The sequence below is a fragment of the Noviherbaspirillum phoenicis genome, assembly GCF_047237965.1.
In the GTDB taxonomy this organism is placed as follows: domain Bacteria; phylum Pseudomonadota; class Gammaproteobacteria; order Burkholderiales; family Burkholderiaceae_D; genus Noviherbaspirillum_A.
Map to the genome: position 1 here is coordinate 256,557 of NZ_JBDFLX010000001.1, position 13,731 is coordinate 270,287.

13 protein-coding genes and 2 tRNA genes are annotated in these 13,731 nt (G+C 59.9%); 9 read left to right on the forward strand and 6 right to left on the reverse strand.

From position 1 onward, the window contains the following. Positions 1-3 precede the first annotated feature (3 nt). A complete protein-coding gene (locus tag ABC383_RS01130) occupies positions 4-1,125 on the reverse strand; it encodes a nucleotidyltransferase family protein (protein WP_413011202.1) in 1,122 nt (373 codons plus the stop codon). Positions 1,126-1,328: 203 nt separating this feature from the next. Next, a complete protein-coding gene (locus ABC383_RS01135) occupies positions 1,329-2,123 on the reverse strand; it encodes a Crp/Fnr family transcriptional regulator (RefSeq protein ID WP_413016200.1) in 795 nt (264 codons plus the stop codon). Between the two features lie 637 nt (positions 2,124-2,760). Here ABC383_RS01135 and ABC383_RS01140 point away from each other — a divergent pair. After that, positions 2,761-3,390, forward strand: coding sequence for a phospholipase D family nuclease (locus tag ABC383_RS01140; protein WP_413011204.1), 630 nt, complete (start codon positions 2,761-2,763; stop codon positions 3,388-3,390). 24 nt (positions 3,391-3,414) lie between these two features. Here the strand turns inward: ABC383_RS01140 and ABC383_RS01145 are convergent, their stop codons facing one another. The 4 genes from ABC383_RS01145 to ABC383_RS01160 form a co-directional block, all read right to left on the reverse strand. Further along, positions 3,415-3,606, reverse strand: coding sequence for a hypothetical protein (locus tag ABC383_RS01145; protein ID WP_413011206.1), 192 nt, complete (start codon positions 3,604-3,606; stop codon positions 3,415-3,417). Between the two features lie 296 nt (positions 3,607-3,902). After that, a tRNA-Asn gene (locus tag ABC383_RS01150) sits at positions 3,903-3,978 on the reverse strand. A gap of 128 nt (positions 3,979-4,106) precedes the next feature. Continuing rightward, positions 4,107-4,182: transfer RNA gene (locus ABC383_RS01155), tRNA-Asn, on the reverse strand. Positions 4,183-4,282: 100 nt separating this feature from the next. Then, positions 4,283-5,497 carry an amino acid aminotransferase gene (locus tag ABC383_RS01160; protein WP_413011208.1) on the reverse strand — a complete coding sequence of 405 codons (1,215 nt, stop codon included), beginning with the start codon at positions 5,495-5,497 and terminating at the stop codon, positions 4,283-4,285. Positions 5,498-5,615: 118 nt separating this feature from the next. Here ABC383_RS01160 and uvrB point away from each other — a divergent pair, with 118 nt between their 5' ends. From uvrB to hscA, 8 genes are all read left to right on the forward strand, one after another. Then, positions 5,616-7,709 carry an excinuclease ABC subunit UvrB gene (gene uvrB, locus ABC383_RS01165; RefSeq protein ID WP_413011210.1) on the forward strand — a complete coding sequence of 698 codons (2,094 nt, stop codon included), beginning with the start codon at positions 5,616-5,618 and terminating at the stop codon, positions 7,707-7,709. Positions 7,710-7,754: 45 nt separating this feature from the next. Next, complete coding sequence (locus tag ABC383_RS01170) at positions 7,755-8,540, forward strand: uracil-DNA glycosylase family protein (RefSeq protein WP_413011212.1); 786 nt, start codon at positions 7,755-7,757, stop codon at positions 8,538-8,540. Between the two features lie 151 nt (positions 8,541-8,691). Next, complete coding sequence (gene iscR / locus ABC383_RS01175) at positions 8,692-9,165, forward strand: Fe-S cluster assembly transcriptional regulator IscR (RefSeq protein ID WP_194714484.1); 474 nt, start codon at positions 8,692-8,694, stop codon at positions 9,163-9,165. Positions 9,166-9,185: 20 nt separating this feature from the next. Beyond that, a complete protein-coding gene (locus ABC383_RS01180; protein ID WP_413011214.1) occupies positions 9,186-10,439 on the forward strand; it encodes an IscS subfamily cysteine desulfurase in 1,254 nt (417 codons plus the stop codon). Positions 10,440-10,463: 24 nt separating this feature from the next. Then, a complete protein-coding gene (gene iscU, locus ABC383_RS01185) occupies positions 10,464-10,862 on the forward strand; it encodes a Fe-S cluster assembly scaffold IscU (protein ID WP_413011216.1) in 399 nt (132 codons plus the stop codon). A 61-nt stretch (positions 10,863-10,923) separates the two neighbouring features. After that, positions 10,924-11,247 carry an iron-sulfur cluster assembly protein IscA gene (iscA, locus tag ABC383_RS01190; protein WP_194714481.1) on the forward strand — a complete coding sequence of 108 codons (324 nt, stop codon included), beginning with the start codon at positions 10,924-10,926 and terminating at the stop codon, positions 11,245-11,247. A gap of 90 nt (positions 11,248-11,337) precedes the next feature. After that, on the forward strand, positions 11,338-11,853 hold the full coding sequence (gene hscB, locus ABC383_RS01195; protein ID WP_413011218.1) for a Fe-S protein assembly co-chaperone HscB: 516 nt from the start codon (positions 11,338-11,340) through the stop codon (positions 11,851-11,853). Between the two features lie 9 nt (positions 11,854-11,862). Next, on the forward strand, positions 11,863-13,728 hold the full coding sequence (hscA, locus tag ABC383_RS01200) for a Fe-S protein assembly chaperone HscA (protein ID WP_413011220.1): 1,866 nt from the start codon (positions 11,863-11,865) through the stop codon (positions 13,726-13,728). The last annotated feature ends 3 nt before the right edge of the window (positions 13,729-13,731 follow it).

Here is a 13,731-nt window from a genome sequence, read left to right on the forward strand (position 1 = left end):
GCTTCAGGCGCGCCGCGCAATGCGGCGGTCGCGGGCATTGCCCCAGATGGTGTCGGTGCAGTCGCTGATATGGCGCATTTCGCCGTCCCGGCTGACACAATAGTCCTTGAAGACGATCATGTCCTCGATCTCGACGTCATGGGCAATCCGGGTGTACTCGAAAATCATGCTGCGAACCACTTCGGCGCCGCCGACGATGTGGCTGCCATGCCCGATCCACGTCGGCCCGACGATGTGGCAGCCGGCTTCGATATGCGCACCGGAACCGATGTACACCGGGCCTTCGATGGTGGTGCCTTCCCAGTCGATGCGCGCGTTGAGTCCGACCCAGACGCCGTCGGCCACCTGCTTGCCCGGCAATTTGAGGCTTTCCACCTCGCCCTGCATCACGCTTTGCAGCACGGTCCAGAAGTCGGTGATGCTGCCGATATCGATCCATTCGAAGGGGCGACCCTGGGCGTAGAACGGCAGGCCTTTTTCCGCCAGCAGCGGGAACAGGTCGGAACCGATGTCGAACTCGGTGCCTGACGGAATCAGGTCGATCACTTCCGGCTCGAAGATATAAATGCCGGTGCTGGCGAAGTTGGACAGTGCCTCTTCCTGTGCCGGCTTTTCCTGGAAACGCTGGATGCGGCCATCGGCGTCGGTCACCACCACGCCATAGCTCGATACCTTGTCCCAAGGCACTTCCTTGGTAATCACGGTCGCCATTGCGCCCTTGCGCTTGTGCTCTTCAACAGCAGCCTTGATATCCAGGTCGATCAGTGCATCGCCGCACAGGACGATCGTCGTTTCATCAAAGAAGCCGCCGAATTCCTGGATTTTCTTCATGCCGCCGGCCGATCCCAGCGGGACCGGCACGACTTCGCCCTTGTCGTCCGTATAGCCTTCGAAGGAATAGCCGATACGCACGCCGAATTGCTGGCCTTCGCCGAAATACTCTTCAATCTTTTCGTGCAGGTGACTGACATTGACCATGATCTCGTCTACGCCGCAACGCGCCAGATGCTCGATCAGGTAGGCCATCACGGGCTTGCCCAACACCGGGATCATGGGCTTGGGCACATCGTAGGTCAGTGGCCGTACGCGCGTCCCCTTGCCAGCGGCGAGTATCATTGCTTTCATATATTCACTCGTGAGTAATAGTTGTTGATCGGTAACGATAGCCTGCGGTCCAGGATAGCAGACTGCTGTGCCGGGGGCGGGCATGACAACGCCGAACCACGGCTGGGTGTCATTATGACAACCAAGTCGCTGATCCGGCGTTTTTTGGTGGGCGTGGAACGAAGTGATGCTGCTTTCCGTTCCCGCTGCGCCCACGGCAAGGCTTATACGACTGCCATCTGTTCGCGCATGGCGGTGGTCGGCGCTACCTGGATGAATTCGCTGCTGGAGGAAGCCGCCGCAGCAGCAGCTGCAGCCTTCTTCTCCTGCTGCTCGATCCTTGCGCGGGATGGCGGCAGGCGGCGCAGGGTTTTCAATGCGTTGATGTCGTGAATATAGATCGAACGCTGATCGACCGAAATCAGGCCCAACTCGTTGAATGCCGACAGCGTGCGGCTGGCGGTTTCCAGGGTGACGCCCAGGTAATTACCGATTTCACGGCGCGTCATCGGCAGGTTGAATGCCTTGCCAGAGTAGCCGATTGCAGAGAAACGCTCGGACAGCGACACCAGAAAACGTGCGACACGGGCTTCGACCGTCAGGGAGCCGAGCATGGTGATCATGCCCTGTTCACGGATCAGCTCGCGGCTCATCAGGCCGTACAGTGCGGTTTCCAGAACCGGGTTGGTGCGGCCAAGCGCGGCAAATTTTGCGAACGGGATCAGGATGATGTCGCAGCTCGACAGTGCCACTGCCTCGGACGTGTATTTCTTGGTGTGAATGCCATCGATGCCGAACAGGTCGCCCTTCATCGGGAAGCTGAGGATCTGTTCATTGCCGAATTCATCGATCATGACCGACTTCAGGAAGCCGCAATTAACGATGTAGAGCATGTCGAACGGCTGGCCCGCGGTATGGATGCGTTGACCGGCCTTGAACTGGACGTGCTGGAAATGCTGGTCGTCGTCGCCGACGAATGTGCCTGACGGAATGCGAAGGAGATTACAGACATCATGCATATTGGACCAGATTTTATGCGTGCGACTGCCCGATCCCGCAGACCGCGTCGGTGTAGTGGTCGGAGCAGTGTTGCTTTCGATAGTTTGCGCACACGACATGGTGATCTCCTGTGATGGGTTAAGTTTGAATCGATTAGCGCCGCATCTTTTAAGCATCAGCATTTCTGTGCGGCAGTCTCAGGAAGAAGTATGTCGAAATGAAAACGCGGCCGGTATAGGACAGGCACTTGTTGCGTTGTAGGAAAAGATGAAGTCCCGCGACTTTTTCGCGTTTCTCGGGCGGGGCGAAGAGGAGGACAGCGAGGCAGGTTTACTGGCGTCTCGTGTCGGAGGTAGGAGTACGACTGCGTTTTTTATAGCTGGTTGCAGGAAAATACTGCTTTTCGCCCCCTACACGTCAGATATTTGCGCTTGTTTTGCGCGATGTCGGCTTTGAACAGGTTTTAGCAAGAGGTAAGTGATTTTTCTGACAACTTTACTGGGCGGGTCTGGCTGGCTGCAACGAAACAGGCTTACCGACGATTTGGAAACATAAAATGAACATGAAGCCGATAAACGATTATTATTCTGTATAAATATACAGTACAATTCCAGCCGCTTTCGCCGTGAAAACGGACGAAGTCATCAATAGCGGCACATGAAAAAGATTCTTCTTACCCTCATCCTGGCTACGGCCTACTTCGGTGTCTCTGCGAAAAGCGGTGATGCCGTGGAGATGCTGGTCGATCAGGTCCTGGAAAAAACGGGCGACCTGCTGCGTGGCGCGGGAGTGCGCGGCGGTGCTTCGGTACAGGCGCCGGGCAATCAGCTCATCGAGGTTGCCTTCTCGCCGAATGAGGGAAGCGAGGATCTGGTCGTCAAGGCCATCGGGTCGGCGCGGAGCAGCATAGGCGTGGCGGCGTACTCGTTTACCTCCCCGGTCATTGCCAAGGCGCTGCTCAACGCCAAAAGACGAGGCGTTGACGTGCGGGTGGTGGTGGATGAGAACGGGAACAAATCCAAGGCCAGCCTGGCGGCACTGAATCTGCTGGTGGGCGCGGGCATTCCTACCCGCACGATTTCGCGTTACGCGATTCATCACGACAAATATATGGTGGTGGATAAATCCACCGTGCAGACCGGCTCCTTCAATTACAGCAAGGCAGCGGCTAAATCGAACAGCGAAAACGTGGTGGTTATCTGGAATAACCCCGATCTTGCCCTGTCTTATCTCAAGCATTGGCAGGACCGCTTTGATCAGGGCAGGGAATACAGGAGTACTTACTAACGCCTTTCCGGCTGTGTAGTGTTCCTAATGGCGGTACTTGCTGCTGATGGCCATTTCCACGACCCGCAGGTCCGCCTCGATGGACTGGACCGATTCAGCCTGAGCAACCCGGACCAGTTCGCACAGCACGCGTCTGAGAACCGCCTTGTCTCTCTCGCTGGTGTCATCCCTAACGGAAGAAACCAGCATTTCTATCATCTCGTCGGATCGTTTCATGGCCCTCGTTCTCCTTGGATGCGGCTATGCCTGTACACACTCTTGATTGGGAAGTGTTATGCAATCGGCATGCCAGAGAGTGGATGAGGAAGGAGGGCGGGGAAATCCCTCGTTTACCGGCGCCATGCCTCGGCAACGGAGCTTTTGTGTTGATGTTGGGAAAAAATTACGACGACAGCACATTGAAAAAAAAGCAATCCTGGTAAAAAAGGACCGGCAAAGTTTTCATGATGCCGGCAACGCGTGATGGCGTCGGCAATGAAAAAGGCCACGTATGAACGTGGCCTTTTGTATTCTGGCTCCCCGACCTGGACTCGAACCAGGGACCTGCGGATTAACAGTCCGTCGCTCTACCGACTGAGCTATCAGGGAAAAGAGGCGCTATTATAGGCGGGATATTGCAGTTCGCCAAGAGCGCATTTGAAAAAACTTACCTCGGTAATACAGTGCTCTCACTAAAGAGAAAGAGGGCCTGATTTTGCAATCAGGCCCTCTTGTTCTGGCTCCCCGACCTGGACTCGAACCAGGGACCTGCGGATTAACAGTCCGTCGCTCTACCGACTGAGCTATCAGGGAAAGGAGGCAAGATTATAGTCTTGCCGTTCTTACTTTGTCAAAGCATTGCAACAAATAAAGACTGCTGTCAGTCGGGCGGCTGCCCGGCTGGTAACTGGTATCAGAGAACGCTGGCGATTGCCTTCGCAACCAGGTCAATGTTCTTGCTGTTCAGGGCGGCAACGCAGATGCGGCCGGTGTCGATCGCATAGATGGAATGCTCGGTGCGCAGGCGCTCGACCTGTGCCTTGGTCAGGCCGGAATAGGAAAACATGCCGCGCTGGCGGACCACGAAACCGAAGTCCTGCGACGCGCCATTTTCAGCCAGCTTTTCCACCAGCAGCTTGCGCATCTCGCGGATGCGCAAACGCATGCCAGCCAGTTCCTCTTCCCACTTCTGACGCAGTTCCGGCGTCGACAGCACGGTGGCAACCACCTGGCCGCCATGGATGGGCGGGTTGGAATAGTTGGTGCGGATCACGCGCTTCAACTGCGACAGCACGCGGGCGGCTTCCTCGGCGCTGACGGCCACAATGCTCAACGCGCCAACGCGCTCACCGTACAGCGAGAACGACTTGGAGAAGGAGTTCGATACGAACAGCGGGCCGCCGGTCGCGGCGAAGCGATGCACCACGTTGCCATCCTGCTCGATACCGTCGCCAAAGCCCTGGTACGCCATGTCCAGGAAAGGCAGCAAGCCGCGCTGGCCGACGACGTCGATCACCTGGTCCCACTGGGCATCGGTCAGGTCGGCGCCCGTCGGATTGTGGCAGCAGGCATGCAGCACGACGACGGAGCCGGCCGGCATGGTTTGCAGCGCATTGAGCATGCCGTCAAAGTTCACGCCGCGGGTGGCCGGGTCGTAGTAGGGATAGCTGTTAACAGTGAAGCCAGCCGATTCGAACAGCGCACGATGATTTTCCCAGCTCGGATCGCTGATCCAGACCTGCGCATCCGGGGAGAAGCGCTTCAGGAAATCCGCGCCCAGTTTCAGGCCGCCGGTGCCGCCCAAAGCTTGGACGGTAATCGCACGTTTTTCTTGAATTACAGCGCTATCAGCCCCAAATACGAGTTCTTGCACCGCTTTGTCATAAGCAGCCAGGCCGTCGATCGGAAGATAGGTACGCGGCGCGGCTTTCTCCATCAACAGCGCTTCCGCCTTGCGCACGCATTCCAGCAAAGGCACCTTGCCGTTGTCATCGTAATATACGCCGACGCCGAGGTTGATCTTGTTGGGATTCTTGTCCGCAACAAAGGCTTCGGTAATGCCCAGAATCGGGTCGCGGGGCGCCATCTCGATGGCGGCAAAGAGGGATGCAGGAGCAGGTGCGTTCATTGTGGTTGAATGAAAAGTTGACCGCAAAATCGATTACAGTCGGGTTGGATACTGCGCGGAGGGTAGTGTTGCCTTGCGTAAATATGCAGCCTGATATTTTACCAAAGGTCTGATGACAATGGCTGAATTATCCGAGGTTTCCAGCACGATCGACGAATCGAAAATCATCACTTTCCCCAACTCCGCCTACCAGCTCTACCAGCCGTTTCCGCCTGCGGGCGATCAGCCGGATGCGATTGGCAAGCTGGTCGAGGGCATAGACGATGGTTTGTTCTACCAGACCCTGCTCGGGGTGACTGGCTCCGGCAAGACCTACACGATGGCCAATGTGATCGCCCGTTCGGGCCGTCCGGCCATCGTCTTTGCGCCCAACAAGACCCTGGCGGCGCAGCTCTACAGCGAATTCCGCGAGTTCTTCCCGCGCAATGCGGTGGAGTATTTCGTCAGCTATTACGACTACTATCAGCCGGAAGCCTATGTGCCCCAGCGCGATCTGTTCATCGAAAAAGATTCTTCGATCAACGAACATATCGAGCAGATGCGCCTGTCCTGCACCAAGTCGCTGATGGAGCGGCGCGACGTGGTGATCGTCGCCACGGTGTCGGCGATCTACGGTATCGGTAATCCGAATGAATACCACCAGATGATCCTGACGCTGCGTGCCAAGGACAAGGTCAGCCAGCGCGATCTGATCGCCCGCCTGATCCAGATGCAGTACACCCGCAATGAAGTCGACTTTGGCCGCGGTACCTTCCGCGTGCGCGGCGATACCGTCGATATTTTCCCGGCGGAACATGCGGAACTGGCCATCCGGGTCGAGACGTTCGATGACGAGATCGAAAGCCTGCAGCTGTTCGATCCGCTGACCGGCCGCATCCGGCAAAAGATCCCGCGCTTTACCGTGTATCCCGGCTCGCATTACGTCACGCCGCGCGGCACCGTTCTGCGGGCGATCGAGTCGATCAAGGAAGAGTTGCGCGAACGGCTGGATTTCTTCCGCAAGGAGAACAAGCTGATCGAGGAGCAGCGGCTGGAGCAGCGCACCCGCTTCGACCTGGAGATGATGCAGGAAATCGGCTTCACCAAGGGCATCGAGAACTATTCCCGCCACCTGAGCGGCGCCAAGCCGGGTGACCCGCCGCCGACGCTGGTCGATTATCTGCCGCGTGATGCGCTGATGTTCCTGGACGAATCCCATGTGCTGATCGGACAGTTGAGCGGCATGTATAACGGCGACCGGGCGCGCAAGACCAATCTGGTGGATTATGGCTTCCGGCTGCCATCGGCACTTGATAATCGTCCGCTGCGTTTCGACGAGTTTGAAACCAAGATGCGGCAGACGATCTTCGTCTCGGCAACGCCTTCCGAATATGAAGGTTCGCATGCCGACCAGGTCGTCGAGCAGGTGGTGCGTCCGACTGGCCTGGTGGACCCCCTCATCTCGGTGCGTCCGGCAAGCACCCAGGTCGATGACCTGATGTCGGAAATTACCGAGCGGGTGGCGAAGAACGAGCGCGTGCTGGTGACTACCCTGACCAAGCGCATGGCCGAGCAGCTGACCGAATTCCTGAGCGACAACGGCGTCAAGGTGCGCTACCTGCACAGCGATATCGATACCGTCGAGCGGGTGGAAATCATCCGCGACCTGCGTATCGGTACTTTCGACGTGCTGATCGGCATCAACCTGCTGCGCGAAGGTCTGGATATTCCGGAGGTGTCGCTGGTGGCGATCCTGGATGCGGACAAGGAAGGCTTCCTGCGTTCCGAGCGCAGCCTGATCCAGACCATAGGCCGCGCCGCACGTAACCTGAACGGCATGGCCATTCTGTACGGCGACAAGGTGACGGACTCAATGAAGCGGGCGATAGAGGAAACCGAGCGGCGCCGCGCCAAGCAGGTGGCGTTCAATACCGCCAACAACATCACGCCGATGGGTATCCGCAAGGAAATCCGCGACCTGATCGATGGCGTCTATAGTCCGCAGGAAGCACGCGCCGAACTGCAAGTGGCGCAGGAGCAGGCAAAGTATGAGTCGATGAGCGAAAAACAGGTCAGCAAGGAGATCAAGCGGCTGGAGAAGGCGATGATCGACCATGCCAAGAACCTGGAATTCGAAAAGGCGGCCCAGGTGCGCGACCAGTTGCGGATCCTGAAGGAGCAATTGTTTGGCGCCGGCGGTTCCGACAATGTCGTGCCCATCGCCCGCAGTTAATCACCGAACAACGTAAAATCGCGTTTTTGCTACCGGGTGCAGCCGATGTCCGACGCGATTCCTTCCTTGTTCACCGATGCGCTGAAGCTGGCGCATTCCTCCTGGCGGCCAGTGCTGCATGACGGGCTGGCCGCGGTTTCGCGGACCAGTCCGAATTATCTGCCCGAGCTGGCCGCGGATACCTTTTTACCTACCGAAGGCCGCATTTTCGCGGCGTTTTCCCAGCCTCTGCCGTCGGTTCGCTACGTGCTGGTGGGCGAGGGGCCTTATCCACGGGCTGAAAGCGCCACGGGTTATTGTTTCATGGATGGCGCAGTGCATGCGCTCTGGTCGGAAAAGGGCTTGTCCAAGCCAGTCAATCGCGCGACTTCCCTGCGCAACTTCATGAAAATGCTGCTGGTGACCAGCGGCCACCTGAAAAAGGGCCAGACCAGCGGCGCCGCGCTGGAGCCAATCGCGGCCCAGGCCAGCGCTGCCGGTTCGCCATGGATCCAGACCCGCGAAGAATTGCAGGACAAGCTGCTGGGGCATGGTTTCCTGCTGCTGAATGCGGCACTGGTTTTCCGGCCCCATGTGCCGCCGCTGAAAGAGGCAAAGGCTTGGCAGCCGCTGATGCGGGCAGTGTTGTCCGCGCTGGCTGCGCAGGCTGAAACGGAGAAGGCGGCATTGCCAACCATGGTGCTGTGGGGCAAGGCGGCGGAACTGCTGAGCGGCCTGCCGGAAAATGCGCTCTTCCCCAAGGCCGTATCCGAACATCCTTACAACCTGACCTTCATCGATAACGCTGGCATGCAGGCCCTGTTCGGTCCCATGGACCTATTGCACAGATGATACGTTAATCGCCTAGCTGTGAAATAATGCTGCCCGCCGCAGAAATTCAGAAGGTTCCATCCGAAACCAATACCTGACAAGATTACTCAAGTTTGATATACTTGACTGAAATGTTCGGGAATGTCTTTTCCGTGTACTTGGAGCCGGATGCATGCGTTTAACAACCAAAGGCCGTTTTGCCGTCACCGCGATGATTGACCTGGCGCTGCGCCAGGACAAGGGTCCGGTTACGCTCTCCGGCATCAGCCAGCGTCAGGAAATTTCCCTGTCTTACCTCGAGCAGCTGTTCGGCAAGCTGCGCCGCCATGAAATCGTCGAATCCGTGCGTGGTCCCGGCGGCGGTTATCACCTGGCGCGCAAGGCGGAAGACGTGACGGTGGCCGACATCATCATCGCCGTCGACGAGCCGCTGGACGCCACCCAGTGCGGCGGCAAGGAAAACTGCCATGGCCATACCCCGGAAAACGGCACCCGCTGCATGACGCACGACCTGTGGGCGACGCTCAATGCCAAGATGGTCGATTACCTGGACTCGGTTTCCCTGAAGGACCTGGTGGACCAGCAGAAGCAAAAAATGAATGAACACAACGTGGTCGTCGTACATCGTCCCCAAGCGGCCGCCTGATCCGAACGGAGTTGAATACTATGAATGCACCTTTGACCAAAAACCTGATCGACACCCTGAAAGCGCCGCATTTCCCCATCTACATGGACTATTCGGCGACGACGCCGATCGATCCGCGCGTGGCCGACAAGATGATTCCCTACCTGCGCGAGCAGTTCGGCAATCCGGCGTCGCGCAGCCACATGTATGGCTGGACCGCGGAGCAGGCGGTGGAGCAGGCGCGTGAACAGGTGGCGGCGCTGGTCAATGCCGACCCGCGCGAAATCATCTGGACCTCCGGCGCGACCGAAGGCAACAATCTGGCGCTGAAGGGCGCCGCGCATTTCTACAAGACCAAGGGCAAGCACATCATCACGGTCAAGACCGAGCACAAGGCCGTGCTGGACACCGTGCGTGAACTGGAGCGCCAGGGCTTCGAGGCCACTTACCTGCAGCCGCAGGACAATGGCCTGATCACCATCGCCCAGCTGGAAGAGGCAATCCGCCCGGACACCATCCTGGTCTCGGTGATGCTGGTCAATAACGAGATCGGCGTGATCCAGCCGATCGACGAGATTGGCGAACTGTGCCGCAAGAAGGGCATCATCTTCCATTGCGACGCTGCCCAGGCGACCGGCAAGATGCCGATCGACCTGCAGAAGACCAAGGTCGACCTGATGACGTTCACCGCGCACAAGACTTATGGCCCGAAAGGCATCGGCGCGCTGTTCGTGCGCCGCAAGCCGCGCGTGCGGATCGAGCCGCAGATGCATGGCGGCGGACATGAGCGCGGCCTGCGTTCGGGCACGCTGCCGGTCCACCAGATCGTCGGCATGGGCGAAGCCTTCCGCATCGCCAAGGAAGAGATGGACAGCGAGATCGAGCGCATCCGCGCGCTGCGCGACCGCCTGGCCGCTGGCCTCACACAAATGGAAGAAGTTTATGTGAACGGCGACATGGAGCATCGTGTGCCGCACAACCTGAATGTCAGCTTCAACTATGTGGAAGGCGAATCGCTGATCATGGCGATCAAGGACATCGCGGTGTCGTCCGGTTCGGCTTGTACTTCGGCCAGTCTGGAACCATCTTATGTGCTGAGGGCGCTGGGTCGCAGCGACGAGCTGGCGCACAGCTCGATCCGCTTCACCTTCGGCCGCTTCACCACCGAGGAAGACGTGGACTTCACGATCCAGCTGATCAAGGACAAGGTGACCAAGCTGCGCGAACTGTCGCCACTGTGGGACATGTACAAGGAAGGGATCGACATCAATTCGATCCAATGGGCGGCACACTAATTACTGCATTCAAGGAGCAACACCATGGCTTATTCGGACAAGGTACTGGACCACTATGAAAACCCGCGCAATGTGGGCGCGTTTGAAAAGGGCGACGAGAGCGTCGGCACCGGCATGGTCGGCGCGCCGGCCTGCGGCGACGTGATGAAGCTGCAGATCAAGGTCGGCGCCGACGGCGTGATCGAGGATGCGAAGTTCAAGACCTATGGCTGCGGCTCGGCGATTGCGTCGTCGTCGCTGATCACGGAATGGGTCAAGGGCAAGACCCTGGACCAGGCGATGTCGATCAAGAACACCCAGATCGCGGAAGAACTAGCGCTGCCGCCGGTGAAGATCCACTGCTCGATCCTGGCGGAAGACGCGATCAAGGCCGCGGTGCAGGACTACAAGGCCAAGCACGGCGCAAGCAGCGAAGTCGCCTGAGGGCAGGGCGGCATGGGCGGACGGCAATGACGTCCGCCAGCTTCATGGAGAGAGTGTAACGATGGCAATCACACTGACTGAAAAAGCGGCAAAGCATATCACCCGCTACATAGACCGGCGCGGCAAGGGCCTGGGCCTGCGCTTCGGCGTGCGCACCACCGGCTGTTCCGGCCTGGCCTACAAGCTGGAGTATGTGGACGAGGCGACGGCGGAAGACAATGTGTTCGAGTCGCATGGCGTGAAGGTCTTCGTCGACCCGAAGAGCCTGCCGTATATCGACGGCACCGAACTGGACTTCGCGCGCGAAGGCCTGAACGAGGGCTTCAAGTTCCATAACCCGAACGTCAAGGACGAGTGCGGCTGCGGCGAAAGCTTCCGCATCTGAGCCGCGATACCTGCCTTGCTCCGGCAACAGGCGTCGCGCCTGTGTTGACCCAGCCTGTTGAAGTCGGACAGGCTTTTGTTTTAGATGACCATGCAAAATCACTTTGAGCTGTTCCACCTGCCGCAGCAGTTTGACGTCGACATGAAGGCGCTGGACCAGGCTTATCGTGAAGTGCAGAACCAGGTGCATCCGGACAAGTTCGCCAGCAGCCCCGACGCCGAGAAGCGCGTCGCGATGCAATGGGCCACCCGCGCCAACGAAGCCTACCAGACGCTGAAGTCGCCGCTCAGGCGCGCCACCTACCTGTGCGAACTCAACGGCGTGGACCTGCAGGCCGAGTCCAACACCGCGATGGCCCCGGCCTTCTTGATGCAGCAGATGGAGTGGCGCGAGGCGCTGGACGACGCACGCGCCGGCCGCGACCTCGATGCGCTGGAGCGCCTGGACCAGGATCTCGGCGCGGTGCGCCGCCAGGAGCTGGGCCAAATCGGCGCCGCGCTGGACGGCCGCGACTTCGCCACCGCCGCGCAGGGCGTGCGCCAGCTGATGTTCCTGGAAAAATTCGGCGACGAAGTCGCCGCCGCCTTTGACCGCTTGACGGATTAAGACCACACCATGGCATTACTGCAGATTTCAGAACCCGGCATGTCGACCGCACCGCACCAGCACCGGCTGGCGGTAGGCATCGACCTTGGCACCACCAACTCGCTGGTCGCCACCGTGCGCAACAGCATTCCCGAAGTGCTGGACGACGAGGAAGGCCATGCGCTGCTGCCGTCGGTGGTGCGCTACCTGCCCAACGGCCACGCCAACATCGGCTACAAGGCGCAGGCGGCGCAGACCACCGACCCGCGCAATACCGTGGTGTCGGTCAAGCGTTTCATGGGGCGGGGCCTGAAGGACATTGCCCATGCGGAGAACATGCCGTATGACTTCGTTGACCAGCCAGGCATGGTGCAGTTGCGCACCGTCGCCGGCGTCAAGAGCCCGGTCGAGATCTCGGCCCAGATCCTGGCGACGCTGCGCCAGCGCGCCGAGGATGCGCTGGGCGACGATCTGGTGGGCGCGGTGATTACCGTGCCGGCCTATTTCGACGATGCCCAGCGCCAGGCGACCAAGGACGCGGCCAAGCTGGCCGGCCTGAACGTGCTGCGCCTGCTCAACGAGCCCACCGCCGCCGCGATCGCCTATGGCCTGGACCATGCCTCGGAGGGCGTGTACGCGGTGTACGACCTCGGCGGGGGCACCTTCGACATTTCCATCCTGCGCCTGTCCAAGGGCGTGTTCGAAGTGCTGGCCACCGGCGGCGACTCCGCGCTCGGCGGCGACGACTTCGACCACAGGATCTTCTGCTGGATCGTCGAGCATTCCCACCTGTCGCCGCTGTCGGATGAAGACACACGGGTGCTGATGGTGAAGGCGCGCGAAGCCAAGGAACTGCTGTCGACCAATGCGGAAACCCATATCGACGCGGTGCTGGGCTCGGGCGAGGAAGTGCACCTGACGCTGACCGCATCCACCTTCTTCGACATCACCCAGCACCTCGTTGCCAAGACCATTGCCGCCTCGCGCAAGGCGCTGCGCGACGCCAGCCTGGCGGTGGATGATGTCGACGGCGTGGTGCTGGTGGGCGGCGCGACCCGGATGCCGCATATCCGCAAGGCTGTCGGCGATTTCTTCCAAACCCTGCCGCTGGCCAACATCGATCCCGACAAGGTGGTGGCGCTGGGCGCCGCGGTGCAGGCCAACCTGCTGGCGGGCAACCGCGCGCCGGGCGACGACTGGCTGCTGCTGGACGTGATTCCCCTTTCGCTGGGCGTGGAAACCATGGGCGGCCTGGCCGAGAAGGTCATTCCGCGCAACTCCACCATCCCCTGCGCGCGGGCGCAGGAATTCACCACCTTCAAGGATGGCCAGACCGCGATGGCGATCCACGTGGTGCAGGGCGAGCGCGAACTGGTGTCGGACTGCCGCTCGCTGGCGCGCTTCGAGCTGCGCGGCATACCGCCGATGGCGGCCGGCGCCGCCCGCATCCGCATTACCTACCAGGTCGATGCCGATGGCCTGCTGTCGGTGTCGGCGCGCGAACTGCACTCGGGCGTGGAAGCCGCGATCACCGTCAAGCCGTCCTATGGCCTGGGCGACGACGACATCGCCCGCATGCTGCAGGAATCGTTTTCTTCCGCCGACACCGACATGCAGCTGCGCGCATTGCGCGAGGAGCAGGTGGAAGCCGAGCGCATCCTGCTGGCCACGCAATCGGCGCTGGATGCCGATGCCGCCTTGCTGTCGGACCAGGAACGCACCGAGATTGCCGGGCTGATCGAGTCGCTGCGCAGCACCGCGCAGGGCAGCGACCACCAGGCCATCAAGGAAGCGGTGGAAGCGCTGGCCCGTGGCACCGAGGAATTCGCCGCGCGGCGCATGGACCGCAGCGTGCGTGCCGCGCTGGCCGGCCGCAAGCTGGACGAGATTGCCTGAACG

Coding starts and splice junctions, on each gene's coding strand:
- ABC383_RS01130 (WP_413011202.1), bottom strand. CDS start 1,125: ATGAAAGCAATGATACTCGCCGCTGGCAAGGGGACGCGCGTACGGCCA.
- ABC383_RS01135 (WP_413016200.1), bottom strand. CDS start 2,123: ATGCATGATGTCTGTAATCTCCTTCGCATTCCGTCAGGCACATTCGTC.
- ABC383_RS01140 (WP_413011204.1), top strand. CDS start 2,761: ATGAAAAAGATTCTTCTTACCCTCATCCTGGCTACGGCCTACTTCGGT.
- ABC383_RS01145 (WP_413011206.1), bottom strand. CDS start 3,606: ATGAAACGATCCGACGAGATGATAGAAATGCTGGTTTCTTCCGTTAGG.
- ABC383_RS01160 (WP_413011208.1), bottom strand. CDS start 5,497: ATGAACGCACCTGCTCCTGCATCCCTCTTTGCCGCCATCGAGATGGCG.
- uvrB (WP_413011210.1), top strand. CDS start 5,616: ATGGCTGAATTATCCGAGGTTTCCAGCACGATCGACGAATCGAAAATC.
- ABC383_RS01170 (WP_413011212.1), top strand. CDS start 7,755: ATGTCCGACGCGATTCCTTCCTTGTTCACCGATGCGCTGAAGCTGGCG.
- iscR (WP_194714484.1), top strand. CDS start 8,692: ATGCGTTTAACAACCAAAGGCCGTTTTGCCGTCACCGCGATGATTGAC.
- ABC383_RS01180 (WP_413011214.1), top strand. CDS start 9,186: ATGAATGCACCTTTGACCAAAAACCTGATCGACACCCTGAAAGCGCCG.
- iscU (WP_413011216.1), top strand. CDS start 10,464: ATGGCTTATTCGGACAAGGTACTGGACCACTATGAAAACCCGCGCAAT.
- iscA (WP_194714481.1), top strand. CDS start 10,924: ATGGCAATCACACTGACTGAAAAAGCGGCAAAGCATATCACCCGCTAC.
- hscB (WP_413011218.1), top strand. CDS start 11,338: ATGCAAAATCACTTTGAGCTGTTCCACCTGCCGCAGCAGTTTGACGTC.
- hscA (WP_413011220.1), top strand. CDS start 11,863: ATGGCATTACTGCAGATTTCAGAACCCGGCATGTCGACCGCACCGCAC.